The sequence below is a fragment of the Burkholderia stabilis genome (genome assembly GCF_001742165.1).
GTDB classification, from domain to species: Bacteria; Pseudomonadota; Gammaproteobacteria; order Burkholderiales; family Burkholderiaceae; genus Burkholderia; species Burkholderia stabilis.
Genome location: NZ_CP016442.1, coordinates 3,513,286 through 3,530,524 on the forward strand (window position 1 = coordinate 3,513,286; position 17,239 = coordinate 3,530,524).

Sequence of the window (17,239 nt, forward strand, 5' to 3'; positions counted from 1 at the left end):
CGACGGACACAGGGGATACACACATGAGCGACAAGCAAATCCGACTGTCCGTGCAGGGCGTGAACAAACGCTTCGGCGGCCTGCAGGCATTGTCCGACGTCGGCCTGCAGATCAAGGAAGGCGAGATCTACGGCCTGATCGGCCCGAACGGCGCCGGCAAGACGACGTTCTTCAACGTGATCACGGGCCTGTACACGCCGGATTCCGGCGATTTCAAGCTCGACGGGCAGAACTACACGCCGACGGCCGTGCACCAGGTGGCGAAGGCCGGCATCGCGCGCACGTTCCAGAACATCCGCCTGTTCGGCGGGATGACGGCGCTCGAGAACGTGATGGTGGGCCGCCACGTGCGGACCAAGCACGGCCTGCTCGGCGCGGTGTTCCAGACGCCGGCCGAACGCCAGGAAGAGCGCGAGATCAAGGAACGCGCGATCGAGCTGCTCGAATACGTGGGCGTGCTGCAGTACGCGGACTACACGTCGCGCAACCTGTCGTACGGTCACCAGCGCCGTCTCGAGATCGCGCGCGCACTGGCCACCGACCCGAAGCTGCTCGCGCTCGACGAGCCGGCGGCCGGGATGAATGCGACCGAGAAGGTCGAGCTCACGCGCCTGCTCGACAAGATCCGTTCGGACGGCCGCACGATTCTGCTGATCGAGCACGACGTGAAGCTCGTGATGGGGCTGTGCAACCGGATGACGGTGCTCGATTACGGCAAGGTGATCGCCGAGGGTCTGCCGCAGGACGTGCAGAAGAATCCGAAGGTGATTGAGGCATATCTCGGCGCAGGGGTGCACTGATGGCAGCGGCAATGTTGAAAATCAAGGGCTTGCAGGTCAACTACGGCGGCATCCAGGCCGTCAAGGGCGTTGACATGGAAGTCCGTCAGGGCGAGCTCGTGACGCTGATCGGCGCGAACGGTGCAGGCAAGACCACGACGATGAAGGCGATCACGGGTCTCAAGCCGTATTCGGCGGGCGACATCGAGTACGACGGCAAGTCGATCAAGGGCGTGCCGTCGCACGAACTGCTCAAGCGCGGCCTCGCGATGGTGCCGGAAGGCCGCGGGATCTTCGCGCGGATGTCGATCATCGAGAACATGCAGATGGGCGCGTACCTGCGCAACGACAACGACCAGATCAAGAAGGACGTCGAGCGGATGTTCGGCTTCTTCCCGCGCCTGAAGGAGCGTGCGACGCAGCTCGCGGGCACGCTGTCGGGCGGCGAGCAGCAGATGCTGGCGATGTCGCGCGCGATCCTGTCCAAGCCGAAGCTGCTGCTGCTCGACGAGCCGTCGATGGGGCTGTCGCCGATCATGGTCGAGAAGATCTTCGAAGTGGTGCGCGAAATTTCGAAGGAGGGCATCACGGTGCTGCTCGTCGAGCAGAACGCGCGCCTCGCGTTGCAGGCGGCGGACCGCGGCTACGTGATGGACTCGGGCGTGGTCACGATGGAAGGCGACGCGAAGCAGATGCTCGACGATCCGAAGGTGCGTGCCGCGTATCTGGGCGAGTAAGCGAATGCGTGAGCGAGCCCGGTGACGCGCGGCGGCAGATGCCGCGCGCGTCGTGCCAGGGCTGTCGAAAGGCTGTCACGGGAAACCGTGACGGCCTTTTTTTCGTGTCGGGCGGCCGATGCCGAAACTGTGCGCGCAGATGCGACTCCATTCGACAATCGCGCCCGAGATACGGCGCGGGAACGGCGGGACACGACCGATCGCCCTGGCCGGTCGCCGCCAAACCGACATCCGGGCCGCGTAGCATGGGCGGCCTATCGGCGCACGGAGAACACGCATGAGTCTGGACTACGGTTTCGTGAAGGCGAAGGTGACATCGGTGGCGAAGCTGAAGGGCTCGCCGCATGGCAGCGAGATCCAGTATCACATCCACCTGACGCTGGCGTTGCCGGCAGGCGACTGGGATGTCGCGATCAACGTCGGCACCAGCGATGCGGACGACCTGTTGAACTACAAGCTCGTCTACGATTTCCATCACCCGGTCACGCAGACGCTCGCGGCCGCTGCCGAAGGCTACACCGACCTCACGGGGCAGGCCGCGCTGCCCGCGCTCGATTACCTGCGCAGCGACATCCTGAACGAGACGGGCGCGTGGCGCGCGAGCGCGGTGATGGACGGCACCGAGAATCCGGAGCCGATTCCGTCGCTGCTGCGGCTCGTGAGCGCCGCGCAGTCGCAGGGCCTCGACGTCGTCGTATTCGGCCGCACGTACACGGAAGGCAACGGGATCCACGACACGCACATGAACCAGGGCTCGACGGGCCCGAACTACCTGCATCGCGCGGGCGATGACCATAACGATCACAACGACGTGTGGCAGGACGGCGCGCTGATCGTGCGCGTGAGCGAGACGCAGTGGGCCGCGTATTTCGCGGCATTCGAGCAGCAGGCCGTGCCGACCGACGCGCTCGGCAATCCACTGCCGGGCGCGGGGCCGATCACGCGCTGACGCCGGCCGCTGCCGGCGGCGGCATCACGCGGCCGGCAGCGTCTTGCCGAACGAGATGCGCTCCTCGACGCGATAGCCGAGCGCCGCATAGAAGCGGCACGCATCGTCGTTGCCCGGCAGCACCTGCAGGTTGATCTTCAGGCAGCCGCGCGCGGCGAGCGCGCTTTCCGCGTGTGCGATCAGCGCGCGGCCGACGCCGAGCCGCCGCGCGTCGTTCGCGACGCCGAACGAATAGAGCCAGCCGCGATGCCCGTCGAAACCCGCCATCAGCGTGCCGACGACGCGCGCGCCGCTGGTCGCGACGAAGAACAGCTCCGGCTGCGTCGCGAGCTTCAGCTCGATCGATCGCAGCGGATCGCGGTGCGGCGGCGCGTCGGTTTCTTCGTACTGCGGGAACGCGTCGCGCCATACCGCGAGCACGGCATCGGTGTCGGCGCGTTCGAACGGGCGGATAGCGACAGCATCGGCGGCGGCATCCATCGGGGCGGTCTCCTTAGAGCGTATCGAGGATCGACCGCAGCATCGCCATCATCTGGTCGATCTCGTCGGTCGTCACGTTCAGCGCGGGCATGAAGCGCAGCAGGTTCGGCCGCGCGGCGTTCAGCAGCAGGCCGTCCGGCTGCATGTCGCGCGCCTTCTCGACGATCTGCGGGCCGATGTCCTTGCCGAGCAGCAGCGCGCGCAGCAGGCCTTCACCGCGCTCGCCCTCGAAGCCGCGCTCTTCCGACAGCTCGAGCAGCTTGCGCTTCAGGTATTCGCCGCGCTCGCGCACGCCTTCGAGGAAGCCGGGCGCCACGAGCTGCGAGATCACCGAATAGCCGGCCGCCGTCATCAGCGGGTTGCCGTTGTACGTGCCGCCCTGGTCGCCGGCCTCGAACACCGCGACGTCGGCCTTCGACAGCAGCGCCGCCAGCGGCACGCCGCTGCCGATGCCCTTGCCGAGCGTCATCACGTCCGGCTCGATGTCGGCGAGTTCGTATGCGAACAGCGTGCCCGCGCGACCGCAGCCGCTCTGCACTTCGTCGACGATCAGCAGCAGGTTGTGTTGCTTCGTCAGCGCGCGCAGCTCGCGCATGAATTCGCGCGTGGCCGGAATCACGCCGCCTTCACCCTGGATCGGTTCGAGCATCACGGCGACGGTCTTGTCGGTGATCAGCTTCTCGACCGAGTTGATGTTGTTGAGCTCGGCCTTCGGGAAGCCCGGCACCTGCGGCGCGTAGATCGTGTCCCAGCCCGGCTTGCCGCTCGCCGACATCGTCGCGAGCGTGCGGCCGTGGAAGCTGTGGTCGAACGTGATGATCTCGTACGCGCCGTTGCGGAACTTGCGGCCCCACTTGCGCGCGAGCTTGATCGCGCCTTCGTTCGCCTCGGCGCCGCTGTTCGTGAAGAACACCTTGTCGAACACGCTGTGCTGCGTGAGCAGGCCGGCGAGCTTCGCCATCGGCTCGTTGTAGAACGCCGGGGACGGGTTCAGCAGCGTTTCCGCCTGCTTCTTCAGCGCTTCGACGACGCCGTCGTTGCAGTGGCCGAGACTGTTGACGGCCCAGCCCTGGATGAAGTCGAGATAGCGCTTGCCCGTGTGATCGTAGAGCCACGAACCCTTGCCGTGCGTAAACACGATGTCGGGGCGGTTCGTGATGTACATCAGCGAGTCGATCGGATAATCGTTCAGGGGCATGGCAGCAGACTCCAGCGGACGTTGAAAGGGAAACGGGCAATAAAAAAGCCACGGAAGGCCGTGGCTGGTGGGTTCGAACAGCTTGTGCGTAACCGGTGAAGCGAAGCGGGGGTTACGCGCGAGTCCGTGACGAGCCGGCGGCATCCGGGAGGAGCGGCGAGCGGCGACGTCGGAGAGCGGACAGGAAGCAGTTCATGTGCGCAAGCATAAGGCATCCCGCGCCCCACTGTAAACCGCTGCGATGCCACCGATGTGACATCACGGCGTGCCGCGCGGGACGCGGGCGTGCAGGTCTCAGACCGGATGCGCGAGATCGGCGGCGCTCGTGAACGAGTCCGCGTAGAACTCGTCGGCCGGCAGCGCGTGGTGCTGCGTGAAGTCGCGCTGCGCGGATTCGACCATCACCGGCGCACCGCATGCGTACACCTGGTGACCCGACAGATCGGGCAGATCCTCGATCACCGCGCGATGGACGAAGCCGGTGCGGCCGGTCCACTGGTCGGTGTCGTCCGGCTCGGAGAGCACCGGCACGTACTTGAAGTTCGGGATCTCGCGCGCCCACTGCTCGGCGAGTTCGCCGAGGTAGATGTCCTTCTTGCGGCGTGCGCCCCAGTAGAGCGTCATCGGGCGCGTGATGCCCGTGTGCTTCACGTGCTCGATGATCGCCTTGATCGGCGCGAAGCCCGTGCCCGATGCGAGCAGCACGATCGGCTTGTCGGAATCCTCGCGCAGGAAGAACGTGCCGAGCGGGCCTTCGAAGCGCAGGATGTCGCGCTCCTTCATCGGGCCGAACACGTGATCGGTGAACTTGCCGCCCGGCATGTGGCGGATGTGCAGCTCGATCGGGCCTTCCTCGTGCGGCGCGTTCGCCATCGAGTAGCTGCGACGCGAGCCGTCCTTCAGGATGAACTCGACATACTGGCCCGCGAGATACTGCAGGCGTTCGTTGGCGGGCAACTGCAGCTTCACGACCATCACGTCGTCGGCCTTGCGCTCGAGCGCGGCGATCCGGCACGGCAGCTTCTTGACCTGCACGCCGTCGACGCCGGCGATCTCGCGCACGTCGATCTCGAGATCGCACTGCGCTTTCGAGCAGCACAGCAGCGCGAGGCCGCGCGTGCGCTCGTCGTTGGACAGCGCCGACGCGGCGTGCGGGCCCTGTTCGATCTGGCCCGACACGATCTGGCCCTTGCAGGAGCCGCACGCGCCGTTCTTGCAGCCGTACGGCAAATGGACGTTCTGGCGCAGCGCAGCCGCCAGCACGGTTTCGTCCGACTCGACCTGGAATTGCCGGCCGCTTTGCTTGAGAGTGACGTTGAATGCCATAGAACCAAACTAGAACAAAATGTGGGGACCGTGCATGTCGAGCACGGCAGCTACAATGCAAACCCGTTGCGCGTCGCGCAGCGGTGGCTACTGATTTCGCAACCAACATGATCGCGACACGAATCCTGCGCCGGCCGCGCGCCCTGATCGTCGGCTGCGGCGACGTCGGCATGCGCTGCGTCGCGCAATGGCGCGACACGCGCCGCAACCTGCGGATCTTCGCGCTGACGAGCCACCCGGCCCGCCGCGACGAACTGCGTGCCGCGGGCGCGACACCGATCGTCGGCGACCTCGATCGCCGGGCGACGCTCGGCCGCCTCGCGGGCCTCGCCCGCACGATCCTGCATCTTGCACCGCCGCAGTCCGACGGCCGCGACGACCGGCGCACACGTGCGCTGATTGCCGCAACGACCGTGCCTGCGCGGCGTCCGCCCGTACCGCCGGCACCGGCGGTCGGCCGGCTTCGAACGTTGCGCACCGCTGCCCGACAGGCCGGCGCGCCCGTTCGGGCAGCGCGTATTGTACCCGACGGTCTTCGCGCGCCGAGGCTCGTCTACGCCAGCACGACGGGTGTTTACGGCGATTGCGGCGGCGCGCGCATCGACGAAACGCACCCGTTGCGGCCGGCCAATCCGCGCGCATTCCGGCGCGTATCGGCCGAGCGGCAACTGCGTGCGGCGACGGTGCGCGGTGTGCTGTCCGCGCGCATCGTGCGTATTCCCGGCATCTACGCGGCGAACCGTCTGCCAGTCGCGCGGCTCGAGCGCGGCACGCCGGCGCTCGAACCGGCCGACGATGTCTACACGAACCACATCCACGCGGACGATCTCGCGGCCATCCTGCGCCGCGCGGCCGAGCGCGGCAAGCCGGCGCGCGCCGTGCACGCGTCGGACGACAGCGAACTGCGGATGGGAGAGTATTTCGACCGGGTCGCGCAGGCACTCGGCCTGCCGAAGCCGCCGCGCATCAGCCGCGCGGACGCCGAGCGCCAGCTCGAACCGACGCTGCTGTCGTTCATGCGCGAGTCGCGGCGCCTGTCCAACGCACGGCTCAAGGCCGAATTGTGCGTGACGTTGCGATATCCGACCGTAGACGATTTCCTTCAAACGCTCGCGCCGGGCAGCGCGTCAGGTCAGCGCCGGTAACGCCTCGATCAGCAGGAAGCACAGCAGCGCGCCGATCAGCGCGCCAATCAGGTTCGGATGATATTTGTGCTTCATGTGCATCGCGGCCAGCAGCCCGCCGATCACGATGACACCGACGAGCGCGAATGCGATCGTCACGTACGACAGTTCGAAAGAATGGTTGATGTTCATGATGTCTCCCCTGCGTCGCTGCTCGTACAGCTTGTGATTCGAGTATAGCGGGGGATCGTGCGGCCGAGATGCGGCCGGACACCGAACGGTCGTGCGGATTTTCCCTTACAGGGTTTTGACGGAATTGCGCAGTGCTGAAAGGTCGGCGTCGTCGAGCCAGCGCCATGCGCCCGGTTCGAGATCGTCCGGCAGTGCGAAGCCGCCGATGCTTTCGCGGTGCAGCAACTCGACACGATTGCTCACCGCAGCGACCATCCGTTTGACCTGGTGATATTTGCCTTCGAGGACGGTCAGCGCGAGCGCGTGCGTGTCGCGCGCGGCGGCGGCGACCGCCGCGATCGGTTTCGGCTCGCCATGAAGCTGGACGCCGGTGCGCAGCGCTTCCAGTTGCGTATCGTCGAGCGGGTGTCGCACGGTTGCCACGTAGGTCTTCGGCACCTTGCGCTTCGGCGACGTGTACGCATGCACGAACTGGCCGTCGTCGGACAGCAGCAGCAGGCCCGTCGTGTCCTGGTCGAGGCGTCCGACGCACTGCACGCCGCGCGCGACGAGCGGCGCGGGCAGCAGGCTGAACACGCTCGCATGGTGTTGCGGATCGCGCGAACACTCGTAGCCGGCCGGCTTGTTGAGCGCGAGATACGCGCGCGCGTGGAACGGCCACGCGGTATCGTCGACCGAGAACACGAGGCCGTCGGTGTCGAACGTGGCGTCGGGGTCGGTCGTGCCGGCGCCCGCGACGGCGACGCGGCCCGCTTCGATCAGGCCGCGACACTGGCGGCGCGAGCCGAAGCCCTGGGTGTAGAGAATGCTTTCGAGGTCCATAGCGCGCGCATTCTATCAAGCGGCGCGCGACCGGCATGAACGCGCCCGCGCTGGTAAGCTGCCGGAACGCCGCGCATGACGCGGCGCCCGTTCATTCTTCACGGATAGTCCATGCATTTCGATTCGTTCCCGTTCGGCCGCAAGGCTGCCGCCGTCGTGCTTGCCGCGACCGTTTCGTCGGCCGCGTTCGCGCATGCGCATCTCGCGAAAAGCGATCCGGCAGCAGGCGCGGCGGTGGCCGCCGCCCCGGCCGCCGTCACGATCGACTTCACCGAGCCGCTGGAGCCGGCGTTCAGCTCGATCGTCGTCGTCGATGTTGGCGGCAAGACGGTGTCGGACGGCAAGGCGCGCATCGACGCGTCGAACCGCAAGCGGATGACGGTACCGCTCATGGCGGTCGGCACAGGCGCCTATACGGTGAAATGGGTGGCCGTCGCGACCGACGGGCATCGCACGCAGGGCGCGTACGGCTTCAGCGTGAAGTGACGCAACGGCGGCGGCAGGCCCGTGCCAGGGCTGCCGCCGCCCTTATCCGACAGGGAGTTTCCCGCATGAATCCGTCGACGCTCGACGCACTCGCCGATTTTCCCCGTCTGCTCGAAGCCCATTTCGCGGCCGTGCCCGATGGTTATGCACGATGGACACCCGACGACTGGGCCGGGATTCCGAGCGAGCACTTCTCGCCGCTCGGGCAGCTCTGCCACGTGCGCGACATCGAGATCGACGGCTATCAGGTGCGGCTGCGGCGGATGCTCGACGAGGACCGGCCGCTGCTCGTGTCGATCGACGGCGACGCGCTCGCGATCGAGCGCCGCTACAACGATGCGTATGCGTCCGACGTGCTCGCGGCGATCCGCGATGCGCGGCGCGAGACGCTCGACCTCGTGTCGCGTCTCACGCCCGAACAGTTCGAGCGCACCGGCGAATTCGACGGCTACGGTTCGCTGACCGTGCGCGGGCTCGTTCATTACCTGTGCAGCCACGACCAGCAGCATCTGGCCGGCATGCAGTGGCTGCTCGGCAAGATCGACGCGGCGCTGTACGCGCGCTGAGCCCGCCGGTCGGGCGCAGTCCGACGCAGATTCCGGCGCGGTTGTCGGTGCGGCAGGCCACATCGGGCCGATTCGATTGGACGGGTTTTCTGGATAATCCATCCAGCCGCGACGGGCTGACCGGCGCGTCGCGCGTGCCTACACTCCTAGCTTCGTTCAACGAAACAGGGAGTCAACCGTGGCAACTCACACACTCGCAGACAAGGTCGTCCTGATCGCAGGCGGCGCGAAGAATCTTGGCGGCCTGATCGCGCGGGACCTGGCGGGCCACGGCGCGAAGGCGGTGGCGATTCACTACAACAGCGCGGCGTCGCAGGCGCAAGCCGAGGAAACGGCCGCCGCGGTGCGTGCAGCCGGCGCCGAAGCCGCGACGTTCCAGGCCGACCTGACGACGGCCGCCGCGGTCGAGAAGCTGTTCGACGACGCGAAAAAGCGCTTCGGCAAGATCGACATCGCGATCAACACGGTCGGCAAGGTGCTGAAGAAGCCGTTCACCGAAATCAGCGAGGCCGAGTACGACGAGATGTTCGCGGTCAACAGCAAGTCGGCGTTCTTCTTCATCAAGGAAGCGGGGCGGCACCTCGAGGATCACGGCAAGCTCGTCACGCTCGTGACGTCGCTGCTCGGCGCGTTCACGCCGTTCTATGCGGCGTACGAAGGGTCGAAGGCGCCGGTCGAGCACTTCACGCGCGCCGCGTCGAAGGAGTACGGCGCGCGCGGGATCTCGGTGACGGCCGTCGGGCCGGGCCCGATGGACACGCCGTTCTTCTACCCGGCCGAAGGCGCCGATGCGGTCGCGTATCACAAGACCGCGGCTGCGCTGTCGCCGTTCAGCAAGACGGGCCTGACCGACATCGAGGACGTCGTGCCGTTCATCCGTCACCTGGTGACCGACGGATGGTGGATCACGGGGCAGACGATCCTGATCAACGGCGGCTATACCACCAAGTAAGCGACCAAGCAATCGCCCCGGTAACCGGCCCGGTGACGGGGCGCGCCGACGGCCGTCGCGGCCGCGCGACGCACCGCAATGGGCCGATTACGTGGACAATGGACGGGCGCGCAGCCGCAAGGCCGCGCGCCCGTTTTTTCCGTGCCGCCGAACCCGGCCGCGACGCGTGGCGGCTGCCGGCGGCGCTCGTTCGCACCCACGTTCCCCGCCGATGGACAAGCTGGATCAGGTCAGAATCTTCCTGCAGGTTGCCGAGATGGGCAGCTTCATCAAGGCCGCCCATGCGCTCGACGTGCCGCGCGCGACCGTGTCGGCGGCCGTCCAGCAGCTCGAGACGGCGCTCGGCACGCGCCTGTTGCACCGCACGACGCGGCAGGTGCAGCTGACCGCCGACGGCGCGCTGCTGGTCGAACACGGCCGGCGCCTGCTTGCGGAGGCCGACGAACTCGACCGCCTGTTTCGCCGCGACAGCGACGTGATCGGGCGGCTGAACGTCGACGTGCCGAGCCGGATCGCGCGCCGCGTGATCGCGCCTGCGCTGCCGTCGCTGCTTCGTCGCTACCCGAGGCTGCAACTGTCGCTCGGTTCGACGGACCGCTCGATCGACCTGGTGCAGGAAGGCGTCGACTGCGCGATCCGCGTCGGGCGGCTCGCGGACAGCAGCCTCGTCGTGCGGCCGCTCGGCCAGTTCACGCTGATCAACTGCGCGAGCCCCGATTACCTGCGCGAATGCGGCATGCCCGAGCATCCGGACGCGCTTGCGCACGGGCACTGGGCGATCGGCTATGCGTCGCCGACGACGGGCCGCGAGCTCGGCTGGGAGTACTGCGCGGACGGCGAACGGCATACGCTCGCGCTGCCGAGCCGGTTGATCGTCAACAACGCCGAAACCTATATCGCCGGCTGCATCGCGGGAATGGGGCTGATCCAGATTCCGCGCTTCGATGTCGAGCATCTGCTCGCCAGTGGCGCACTCGTCGACGTGATGCCCGGCTACCGGGCCGCGCCGATGGACGTGTCGGCCGTGTATCCGCACCGCCGGCACCGGTCGCGCCGGCTCAATGCGTTCATCGAGTGGTTCGGCGAGCTGATGGTGGATGCACTGACGAAGCCTGACGCGAGCGAGGAGGGGGACTGACCGCGGCGAACTGCTGCCCGCGCCCGGTTTCCCGCACCGCATCGATCAACGCTGCGCCGGCGCCGTCCGGCTTCGCCGCGAACGCATAGAAGCGTGCGGCCGGCAGCGCCGGCAGCCCGTCCGGTGCGCCGCATTCGCGCAGACCGCCGCGCAGCTGGCTGCGCGCCAGCGCGGTGACCGCGAAGCCCGCGAGCGCGGCCGACACGCAACCGGCCATGCTGCTGCTCTCGAACAGCACGCGGAAGGGCCGAAGCGCGGCGGCGAGCGCCGAAACGGCGGCTTCCCGATAGACGCACGGCTCAGGGAACAGCGCGAGCGGCACTTCGCCGTCGGCGTCGAGCGCGCGGTCCGACGCAAATGCCCATACGAGCGGTTCCTCCCACAGCAGTTCGCCTGGCGTGTCGACCTGCCGGCACTGCTTGCCGAATACGACGTCGAGCCGGCCGAGCGCCTGCTCGCGCAGCAGCGACGCGGTGATCCCGACCTTCAGCTCGATCGACGTGCGCGGGTCGAGGTCGCGGAACGTGCGCAGCACGTGCGGCAGCCACGCCCCCGCGAAATCCTCCGATGCGCCGACGCGCAGCCGCCCGTGCGCCGGCGCGCCGCGCAGCCTCGCGCGCACTTCGCGCTCCATGTCGACGATGTTGCGCGCGTACGCGTAGAGCGTGTCGCCGGCCGGCGTGAGCGCGATCCGGCGCGTCGTGCGCGCGAGCAGCACCGTGCCGGCCGCCTGTTCGAGTCGCTTGATGTGGCCGCTGACGGCAGACGGCGTCAGCGCGAGGCGCTCCGCGGCCGGCGCGAAACCGCGGCTGTCGACGACTTCGAGGAAGGTGCGCAGCAGCGCGATGTCGAGCGAGCTCGACGCGGGATCGGTCAGCGGTTCCATCGGTCAATTCAACGTGATACTCGAAGAATGAATCATGATACTCCGTGAATCGTGATGAAAGGCCGGCCTACCATCGTGCGCTCAGACTGACCCGACGGAGTACACGATGACGCCCTATGCACATGCGACGACCGCGTCGCTCGATATCGCCTATCTCGAATGGAACCCGCGCGGCGAACGCGTGGCCGTGTTGCTGCACGGCTGGCCGGACAGCCCGGTCGGCTGGGACGCGGTGGCGGCGGCGCTCGCCGCGCGCGGCTACCGCGTGCTCGCGCCTGCGCTGCGCGGTTTTGCGCCGACGCGTTTTCGCGATTCCGCCACGCCCCGCAGCGGACGGCTCGCGGCGCTGGGCCGTGACTTGCTCGAATTCATCGATGCGCTCGGATTCGTGCGGCCGGTGCTGGTCGGGCACGACTGGGGGGCGCGCGCCGTCGCGAACGCGTGCGGATTGCGCGAGGCCGTGGCCTCGCACCTGGTGATGCTGTCGGTGGGTTACGGCACGAACGACCCGACGCAACCGCTGTCGCTGCCGCAGGCGCGCAATTACTGGTACCACTGGTTCATGGCGACGCCGCGCGGCGAGCGTGCGTTGCGCGACGACCGCCGCGCGTTCGCGCGCCTGATGTGGGACACGTGGTCGCCGGCCGGCTGGTACGACGAACGCGACTTCGACGCAGCGGCTACCGCGTTCGACGGACCCGACTGGATCGACGTGGTGCTGCACTCCTACCGTTACCGCTGGGGATTCGTCGATGGCGGTGCCGCGTATGCGGAGGACGATGCGCAACTGACGCCCGCGCCCGTGCTGTCAGTGCCGACGCTCGTGCTGCACGGCGCAGCGGACACCTGCACCGCCGCGGAAACCTCCGCGGCGCGCGAGCGTTTCTTCGCGGGCCGCTACGAGCGTGTGGTGCTGGACGGCGTCGGGCATTTTCCGCAGCGCGAGGCGCCGGCGGCGGTCGCGGAGGCCGTTCTCCGGTTCTGCGAGATCGGCTGAACACGCGGCTCGCGCCACGGCGTGGTCGGTCGGGCCGGTCATTCGGTGCGGTGCGGAATGTTGTCCGGGAACGGATAGGGCGCATGCGGCCCCGGCCAGTCGGGCACGGGCGGGGCGCTCAGTACGTCGCATCCGCCCAGCACGAGTAACAGAACCGCGGCGAGCACGCCGAGGCGGATCGGGCAGGAAATCGTGCGTCTGGACATGGGCGGCCTCCGTGCTCGGCATCCCTGCTGCTTGGACTGCCGGGCGGGACCCGTGTTGCGGCGAGCGCGGCGAAAAACAAAAAACCCGCGAAGCGATGGGCTTGCGCGGGTTTCGAGAGGGCAGCGTGTGGCGCTGCGAAATACTGGTGCCCAGGGCCGGAATCGAACCGGCACGCCTTGCGGCGGGGGATTTTGAGTCCCCTGCGTCTACCAATTTCACCACCTGGGCTTGATCCTGGCCGCGCATAGGGTCGTACGCGGCGAAACGCGGATTATGTCTGAAAACGGAGGCCCGGGCAAGCCACCCGGCCTCCGGGCCGCGCGTTACTGGCTCAGGTAGACGAACCGGCCCTGCTTGACGATCCCCATCACGCTCGCGCGCTGGTCGAGTCCCACATGATCCTTGTCGCTCGTATTGACGACGCCGTTCGGCACGACGAGCTCGTGCGCGTGCTCGAGCTCGCGCCGCAGCGCCGCGCGGAACGCGGGTGTGCCGGGCTGCGCGGCTTTCAGCGCGCGGCCGACCGCATCGGCCAGACGCGGATAGACGCCCGCCGCGTCGCCCGCGAACTGCGTGACCGTGCCAGCGCCGTACTTCGCCTCGTACGCGTCGACGAACGCGAGCGCGGCCTTGCGGGCCGGATGGTCGGCCGGCAAAGTGCGCGCGACCACCACCGGCTGGGTCGGGAACAGCGTCCCGTCGACGTCCTTGCCGCCGAGCTTGATGAATTCCGGCGTTGCGATCCCGTGCGTCTGGTAGATCGCGCCCTTGTAGCCGCGTTCGATCAGCGTGCGCTGCGGCAGCACGGCCGGCGTGCCCGAACCCGCGATCAGGATCGCGTCGGGCTTCGCCGCGATCAGCTTCAGCGCCTGGCCCGTGACGCTCGCGTCGGTGCGGTTGAAGCGCTCGGCCGCGACGACGCGGATCTTGCGCAGGTCGGCAAAGCGCGTGAACTCGTTCAGCCAGCTGTCGCCGTAGCTGTCCGCGAAACCGATGAAGCCGACCGTCTTCACGCCGTGGTTCGCCATGTAGCGTGTCATCACGTCGGCCATCGCGCGGTCGCTCTGCGCCATCTTGAACGCCCAGGTGCGCGCGCCTTCCTGCGGCTCGACGATCGCGCCCGAGCCGACCAGCGTGACCATCGGCGTCTGTCCGGCGGCCACCGCGTCGAGTGCCGCGAGCGCGGCCGGCGTGATGTTCGGCCCGACCACGACGTCGACGTGATCCTCGTCGACCAGCTTGCGGATGTTGCGCACGGCCGCGCCCGGGTCGGACGCATCGTCGAGCACCGTCACCTGCAGGGGCTGACCGGCAATCGTCTTAGGCCACATCAGGATCGCGTTCTTGCTCGTGATGCCGATCGCGGCGGCGGGGCCGGTCGACGACAGATCGACGCCGACCTTCAGGTCGGCATGCGCGGCCGCGCAAGCGAGCGCGAGGGCTGTGCCGGCGGCGCGGCGCAACAGGGCGGGAAGCGTCATGCGGGAATCTCCGTCGGGCAGCAAAAAGGGGCGCGATGTGCGCCCCCTGTTTATACACGCGGCTCAAAGCTCGTACGATTCGGATTCGCCCTTGAGCGCCTGTTCGATCAGCTTGCGGTTCAGCGTCGGCGACAGCAGCTCGACGAGCGTATACACATAGCTGCGCAGGTAGGCGCCCTGCTTGAGCGCGACGCGCGTCACGTTGCTGCCGAACAGGTGGCCGACCGGGATCAGCCGCAGGTTGCGGTCGCGCTCGGGGTTGAACGCGATGTCGGCCATGATCCCGACGCCGAGGCCGAGCTCGACGTAGGTCTTGATCACGTCGGCGTCGATCGCCTCGAGGACGATGTCCGGCGACAGCCCGCGCAGCGCGAACGCCTGGTTGATCTTCTTGCGGCCCGCGAACGCGTCGTCGTAGGTGATCAGCGGGTATTGCGCGAGATCGTCGAGCGACGGCGGCTTGCGTTCAAGCAGCGGGTGATCGGCCGGCACGACGGCCGCGTGGTGCCACTGGAAGCAGGGCAGCGACACGAGCTCCTTGTAGTCGGCGATCGCCTCGGTCGCGATCGCGAGATCGGCCTGGTCGTGGATCACCATCTCGGCCACCTGCGTCGGGCTGCCTTGCAGGATCGACAGGTGCACCTTCGGGAAGCGCTTCTTGAATTCGGCGATCGCGGCCGGCAGCGAGTAGCGGGCCTGCGTGTGGGTCGCCGCGATGGTCAGGTTGCCCTGGTCCTGCGCTGCGTAATCCTTCCCGACCCTTTTAAGGCTTTCAACCTCCTGCAGAATCTTCTCGACCGACGCGAGGATGATCCTGCCCGGCTCGGTGAGCGAGCGCACGCGCTTGCCGTGCCGCGTGAAGATCTCCACGCCCAGCTCGTCCTCGAGCTCGATGATCGCCTTCGATACCCCGGTTGCGACGTGTAGAGCGCCTTGGCGGCCTCGGTGAGGTTGAAATTCTGCCGGACGGCCTCGCGCACGAAGCGAAATTGGTGCAGGTTCATTTATAACCCTTCCGCATATCAACAGAATTTTTTAGTCGTTTGAAATATAAGGCGAGTTTATTACGATTCACCGGAGTTTTTCAAATATGGATATCTGTTTTCGTCATTAGCAATCCACCCGGCAGCGGATGGCGGCGGTGACGATGCAACGGAGATTCGGGCGCGACGTGGCTAGGACGTCGCGCGGTCACCACGAAAACCCCTGGGGTCCCCGAATGTATCAGTACGACCAATACGACCAGACGATCGTCGACGAACGTGTCGCGCAGTACCGCGATCAGGTGCGCCGCCGCCTGTCGGGCGAGTTGAGCGAAGAAGAATTCCGCCCGCTGCGTCTGCAGAACGGCCTGTACATGCAGCGTCACGCGTACATGCACCGGATCGCGATTCCGTACGGCAACCTGCGCAGCGACCAGCTCCGGATGCTGGCGCGCATCGCCCGCGAACACGACCGCGGCTACGGCCATTTCTCGACCCGCTCGAACATCCAGTTCAACTGGATCCAGCTCGAAGACACGCCCGAGATCCTCGCGAAGCTCGCGTCGGTGCAGATGCACGGCATCCAGACCTCGGGCAACTGCATCCGCAACATCACGGCGGACCAGTTCGCGGGCGTTGCGCAGGACGAAGAGATCGATCCGCGTCCGTGGTCGGAAATCCTGCGTCAATGGTCGACGTTCCATCCCGAATTCGCGTGGCTGCCGCGCAAGTTCAAGATCGCGGTGTCGGGCTCGAAGCACGACCGCGCGGCCGTGCAGATCCACGACCTCGGCGTGTACCTGAAGAAGAACGCGCAGGGCGAGGTGGTCGCGAGCATCCTCGCGGGCGGCGGCCTCGGCCGTACGCCGATCATCGGCGCGGTGATCAAGGAAGACCTGCCGTGGCAGCACCTGCTCACGTACTGCGAAGCCGTGCTGCGCGTGTACAACCGCTTCGGCCGCCGCGACAACCTGTACAAGGCGCGCATCAAGATTCTCGTGAAGGCGCTGTCGCCCGCGAAATTCGCGCAGCAGGTCGAGGAAGAGTGGCAGCACCTGAAGGACGGCCCGTCGACGCTCACGCAGGCTGAAGTCGACCGCGTGTCGCAGTATTTCCAGCCCCCCGTCTACGAGAAGCTGGCCGATACCGACGCATCGTTCGAACAGCACCTGCTCGAGAACAAGGCGTTCGCGCGCTGGGTCGAGCGCAACGTCGCGCCGCACAAGGTGCCGGGCTACGCCGCCGTCACGCTGTCGCTGAAGGATCACCGCGTGGCGCCGGGCGACGCGACCGACCAGCAGATGGAGCTGGTCGCCGACTGGGCCGACGAATACTCGCTCGGCGAGCTGCGCGTGTCGCACGAGCAGAACCTGATTCTCGCGAACGTGAAGAAGCGCGACCTGTTCGCGGTGTGGGAAAAGGCGAAGGCTGCCAGTTTCGCGACGCCGAACATCGGCCTGCTGACCGACATCATCGCGTGCCCGGGCGGCGATTTCTGCTCGCTCGCGAATGCGAAGTCGATCCCGATCGCGCTGGCGATCCAGCAGCGCTTCGACGATCTCGACTATGTGTACGATCTCGGCGACCTGTCGCTGAACATTTCCGGTTGCATGAACTCGTGCGGTCACCACCACGTCGGCAACATCGGCATCCTCGGCGTCGACAAGGACGGCGCCGAGTGGTACCAGGTGTCGCTCGGCGGCGAGCAGGGCACGGGCCAGAACGGCGCGCGCCTCGGCCGCGTGATCGGGCCGTCGTTCTCGGCGGAAGAAGTGCCGGACGTCATCGCGAAGCTGATCGACACGTTCGTCGAAGCGCGCATCGACGGCGAGCGCTTCGTCGACACGTACGACCGCATCGGCATCGCGCCGTTCAAGGAGCGCGTGTATGCGGCGCGCCAGGCAGTGAACGCGTAACCAACCGGGTAGAAGGAATT

Annotated in this window: 18 protein-coding genes, 1 tRNA gene and 1 pseudogene; 10 read left to right on the forward strand and 10 right to left on the reverse strand. The window is 67.3% G+C overall.

Translation table 11 applies throughout. The annotated features are described in order from the left end of the window. The first annotated feature begins 23 nt into the window (after nt 1-23). The 3 genes from BBJ41_RS16325 to BBJ41_RS16335 all read left to right on the forward strand — a co-directional run bounded on the left by BBJ41_RS16325 (nt 24) and on the right by BBJ41_RS16335 (nt 2,465). Nucleotides 24-800 carry an ABC transporter ATP-binding protein gene (locus tag BBJ41_RS16325; RefSeq protein ID WP_034178806.1) on the forward strand — a complete coding sequence of 259 codons (777 nt, stop codon included), beginning with the start codon at nt 24-26 and terminating at the stop codon, nt 798-800. Next, the gene (locus BBJ41_RS16330; protein ID WP_069747261.1) at nt 800-1,516 is read left to right on the forward strand and encodes an ABC transporter ATP-binding protein; all 717 of its coding nucleotides are present in this window, start codon (nt 800-802) and stop codon (nt 1,514-1,516) included. Before BBJ41_RS16325 ends, BBJ41_RS16330 begins: the two co-directional genes overlap by 1 nt. A gap of 277 nt (nt 1,517-1,793) precedes the next feature. Then, the gene (locus BBJ41_RS16335) at nt 1,794-2,465 is read left to right on the forward strand and encodes a DUF2278 family protein (protein ID WP_069747262.1); all 672 of its coding nucleotides are present in this window, start codon (nt 1,794-1,796) and stop codon (nt 2,463-2,465) included. Nucleotides 2,466-2,489: 24 nt separating this feature from the next. Here BBJ41_RS16335 and BBJ41_RS16340 read toward each other — a convergent pair whose 3' ends face one another. The 3 genes from BBJ41_RS16340 to BBJ41_RS16350 all read right to left on the reverse strand — a co-directional run bounded on the left by BBJ41_RS16340 (nt 2,490) and on the right by BBJ41_RS16350 (nt 5,469). Next, complete coding sequence (locus BBJ41_RS16340) at nt 2,490-2,945, reverse strand: GNAT family acetyltransferase (protein ID WP_069747263.1); 456 nt, start codon at nt 2,943-2,945, stop codon at nt 2,490-2,492. A gap of 13 nt (nt 2,946-2,958) precedes the next feature. Further along, nucleotides 2,959-4,143 (reverse strand): acetylornithine transaminase, encoded by a 1,185-nt coding sequence (locus tag BBJ41_RS16345; protein ID WP_069747264.1) that lies wholly within the window; start codon nt 4,141-4,143, stop codon nt 2,959-2,961. Between the two features lie 294 nt (nt 4,144-4,437). Next, the gene (locus BBJ41_RS16350; protein ID WP_069747265.1) at nt 4,438-5,469 is read right to left on the reverse strand and encodes a CDP-6-deoxy-delta-3,4-glucoseen reductase; all 1,032 of its coding nucleotides are present in this window, start codon (nt 5,467-5,469) and stop codon (nt 4,438-4,440) included. Between the two features lie 107 nt (nt 5,470-5,576). Here BBJ41_RS16350 and BBJ41_RS16355 point away from each other — a divergent pair, with 107 nt between their 5' ends. Next, a complete protein-coding gene (locus tag BBJ41_RS16355) occupies nt 5,577-6,614 on the forward strand; it encodes an NAD-dependent epimerase/dehydratase family protein (protein WP_069747266.1) in 1,038 nt (345 codons plus the stop codon). On the opposite strand, the gene BBJ41_RS16360 is transcribed toward BBJ41_RS16355, so the two are convergent. Continuing rightward, entirely contained in the window at nt 6,597-6,785 is a 189-nt protein-coding gene (locus BBJ41_RS16360; protein WP_069747267.1) for a hypothetical protein, read from the reverse strand. The genes BBJ41_RS16355 and BBJ41_RS16360 overlap by 18 nt on opposite strands. A gap of 105 nt (nt 6,786-6,890) precedes the next feature. Continuing rightward, nucleotides 6,891-7,607, reverse strand: a complete 717-nt coding sequence (locus BBJ41_RS16365) for a pseudouridine synthase (protein WP_069747268.1) — start codon at nt 7,605-7,607, stop codon at nt 6,891-6,893. Nucleotides 7,608-7,718: 111 nt separating this feature from the next. Here BBJ41_RS16365 and copC point away from each other — a divergent pair, with 111 nt between their 5' ends. The 4 genes from copC to BBJ41_RS16385 all read left to right on the forward strand — a co-directional run bounded on the left by copC (nt 7,719) and on the right by BBJ41_RS16385 (nt 10,749). Continuing rightward, nucleotides 7,719-8,093 (forward strand): copper homeostasis periplasmic binding protein CopC, encoded by a 375-nt coding sequence (gene copC / locus BBJ41_RS16370; protein WP_069747269.1) that lies wholly within the window; start codon nt 7,719-7,721, stop codon nt 8,091-8,093. A 65-nt stretch (nt 8,094-8,158) separates the two neighbouring features. Continuing rightward, complete coding sequence (locus BBJ41_RS16375) at nt 8,159-8,659, forward strand: DinB family protein (RefSeq protein ID WP_069747270.1); 501 nt, start codon at nt 8,159-8,161, stop codon at nt 8,657-8,659. Nucleotides 8,660-8,837: 178 nt separating this feature from the next. Beyond that, the gene (locus BBJ41_RS16380) at nt 8,838-9,611 is read left to right on the forward strand and encodes an SDR family oxidoreductase (RefSeq protein WP_069747271.1); all 774 of its coding nucleotides are present in this window, start codon (nt 8,838-8,840) and stop codon (nt 9,609-9,611) included. Nucleotides 9,612-9,822: 211 nt separating this feature from the next. Further along, complete coding sequence (locus BBJ41_RS16385) at nt 9,823-10,749, forward strand: LysR family transcriptional regulator (RefSeq protein WP_069747272.1); 927 nt, start codon at nt 9,823-9,825, stop codon at nt 10,747-10,749. Here the strand turns inward: BBJ41_RS16385 and BBJ41_RS16390 are convergent. Continuing rightward, a complete protein-coding gene (locus tag BBJ41_RS16390; RefSeq protein ID WP_069747273.1) occupies nt 10,679-11,635 on the reverse strand; it encodes a LysR family transcriptional regulator in 957 nt (318 codons plus the stop codon). The two genes, BBJ41_RS16385 and BBJ41_RS16390, sit on opposite strands and share 71 nt — an antisense overlap. Nucleotides 11,636-11,741: 106 nt before the next feature. On the opposite strand from BBJ41_RS16390, the gene BBJ41_RS16395 reads away from it, so the two are divergent. Continuing rightward, nucleotides 11,742-12,632, forward strand: a complete 891-nt coding sequence (locus BBJ41_RS16395) for an alpha/beta fold hydrolase (protein ID WP_069747274.1) — start codon at nt 11,742-11,744, stop codon at nt 12,630-12,632. 38 nt (nt 12,633-12,670) lie between these two features. Here BBJ41_RS16395 and BBJ41_RS41175 read toward each other — a convergent pair whose 3' ends face one another. The 4 genes and pseudogenes from BBJ41_RS41175 to BBJ41_RS16410 all read right to left on the reverse strand — a co-directional run bounded on the left by BBJ41_RS41175 (nt 12,671) and on the right by BBJ41_RS16410 (nt 15,324). Next, the gene (locus BBJ41_RS41175; protein ID WP_167362200.1) at nt 12,671-12,838 is read right to left on the reverse strand and encodes a hypothetical protein; all 168 of its coding nucleotides are present in this window, start codon (nt 12,836-12,838) and stop codon (nt 12,671-12,673) included. A gap of 144 nt (nt 12,839-12,982) precedes the next feature. After that, nucleotides 12,983-13,067 (reverse strand) — tRNA-Leu (locus BBJ41_RS16400). A 95-nt stretch (nt 13,068-13,162) separates the two neighbouring features. Then, on the reverse strand, nt 13,163-14,320 hold the full coding sequence (locus BBJ41_RS16405; protein ID WP_069747275.1) for an ABC transporter substrate-binding protein: 1,158 nt from the start codon (nt 14,318-14,320) through the stop codon (nt 13,163-13,165). Between the two features lie 63 nt (nt 14,321-14,383). Then, nucleotides 14,384-15,324: pseudogene (locus BBJ41_RS16410) on the reverse strand (CysB family HTH-type transcriptional regulator). 215 nt (nt 15,325-15,539) lie between these two features. On the opposite strand from BBJ41_RS16410, the gene BBJ41_RS16415 reads away from it, so the two are divergent. After that, on the forward strand, nt 15,540-17,219 hold the full coding sequence (locus BBJ41_RS16415) for a nitrite/sulfite reductase (RefSeq protein WP_069747276.1): 1,680 nt from the start codon (nt 15,540-15,542) through the stop codon (nt 17,217-17,219). Nucleotides 17,220-17,239: the final 20 nt, after the last annotated feature.

What these genes read in the sequence shown, in the direction of transcription:
- BBJ41_RS16335 (WP_069747262.1), top strand. Translation starts at nt 1,794, where the DNA reads ATGAGTCTGGACTACGGTTTCGTGAAGGCGAAGGTGACATCGGTGGCG.
- BBJ41_RS16340 (WP_069747263.1), bottom strand. Translation starts at nt 2,945, where the DNA reads ATGGATGCCGCCGCCGATGCTGTCGCTATCCGCCCGTTCGAACGCGCC.
- BBJ41_RS16395 (WP_069747274.1), top strand. Translation starts at nt 11,742, where the DNA reads ATGACGCCCTATGCACATGCGACGACCGCGTCGCTCGATATCGCCTAT.
- BBJ41_RS16325 (WP_034178806.1), top strand. Translation starts at nt 24, where the DNA reads ATGAGCGACAAGCAAATCCGACTGTCCGTGCAGGGCGTGAACAAACGC.
- BBJ41_RS16365 (WP_069747268.1), bottom strand. Translation starts at nt 7,607, where the DNA reads ATGGACCTCGAAAGCATTCTCTACACCCAGGGCTTCGGCTCGCGCCGC.
- BBJ41_RS16330 (WP_069747261.1), top strand. Translation starts at nt 800, where the DNA reads ATGGCAGCGGCAATGTTGAAAATCAAGGGCTTGCAGGTCAACTACGGC.
- BBJ41_RS16350 (WP_069747265.1), bottom strand. Translation starts at nt 5,469, where the DNA reads ATGGCATTCAACGTCACTCTCAAGCAAAGCGGCCGGCAATTCCAGGTC.
- copC (WP_069747269.1), top strand. Translation starts at nt 7,719, where the DNA reads ATGCATTTCGATTCGTTCCCGTTCGGCCGCAAGGCTGCCGCCGTCGTG.
- BBJ41_RS16390 (WP_069747273.1), bottom strand. Translation starts at nt 11,635, where the DNA reads ATGGAACCGCTGACCGATCCCGCGTCGAGCTCGCTCGACATCGCGCTG.
- BBJ41_RS41175 (WP_167362200.1), bottom strand. Translation starts at nt 12,838, where the DNA reads ATGTCCAGACGCACGATTTCCTGCCCGATCCGCCTCGGCGTGCTCGCC.
- BBJ41_RS16375 (WP_069747270.1), top strand. Translation starts at nt 8,159, where the DNA reads ATGAATCCGTCGACGCTCGACGCACTCGCCGATTTTCCCCGTCTGCTC.
- BBJ41_RS16360 (WP_069747267.1), bottom strand. Translation starts at nt 6,785, where the DNA reads ATGAACATCAACCATTCTTTCGAACTGTCGTACGTGACGATCGCATTC.
- BBJ41_RS16385 (WP_069747272.1), top strand. Translation starts at nt 9,823, where the DNA reads ATGGACAAGCTGGATCAGGTCAGAATCTTCCTGCAGGTTGCCGAGATG.
- BBJ41_RS16345 (WP_069747264.1), bottom strand. Translation starts at nt 4,143, where the DNA reads ATGCCCCTGAACGATTATCCGATCGACTCGCTGATGTACATCACGAAC.
- BBJ41_RS16405 (WP_069747275.1), bottom strand. Translation starts at nt 14,320, where the DNA reads ATGACGCTTCCCGCCCTGTTGCGCCGCGCCGCCGGCACAGCCCTCGCG.
- BBJ41_RS16355 (WP_069747266.1), top strand. Translation starts at nt 5,577, where the DNA reads ATGATCGCGACACGAATCCTGCGCCGGCCGCGCGCCCTGATCGTCGGC.
- BBJ41_RS16415 (WP_069747276.1), top strand. Translation starts at nt 15,540, where the DNA reads ATGTATCAGTACGACCAATACGACCAGACGATCGTCGACGAACGTGTC.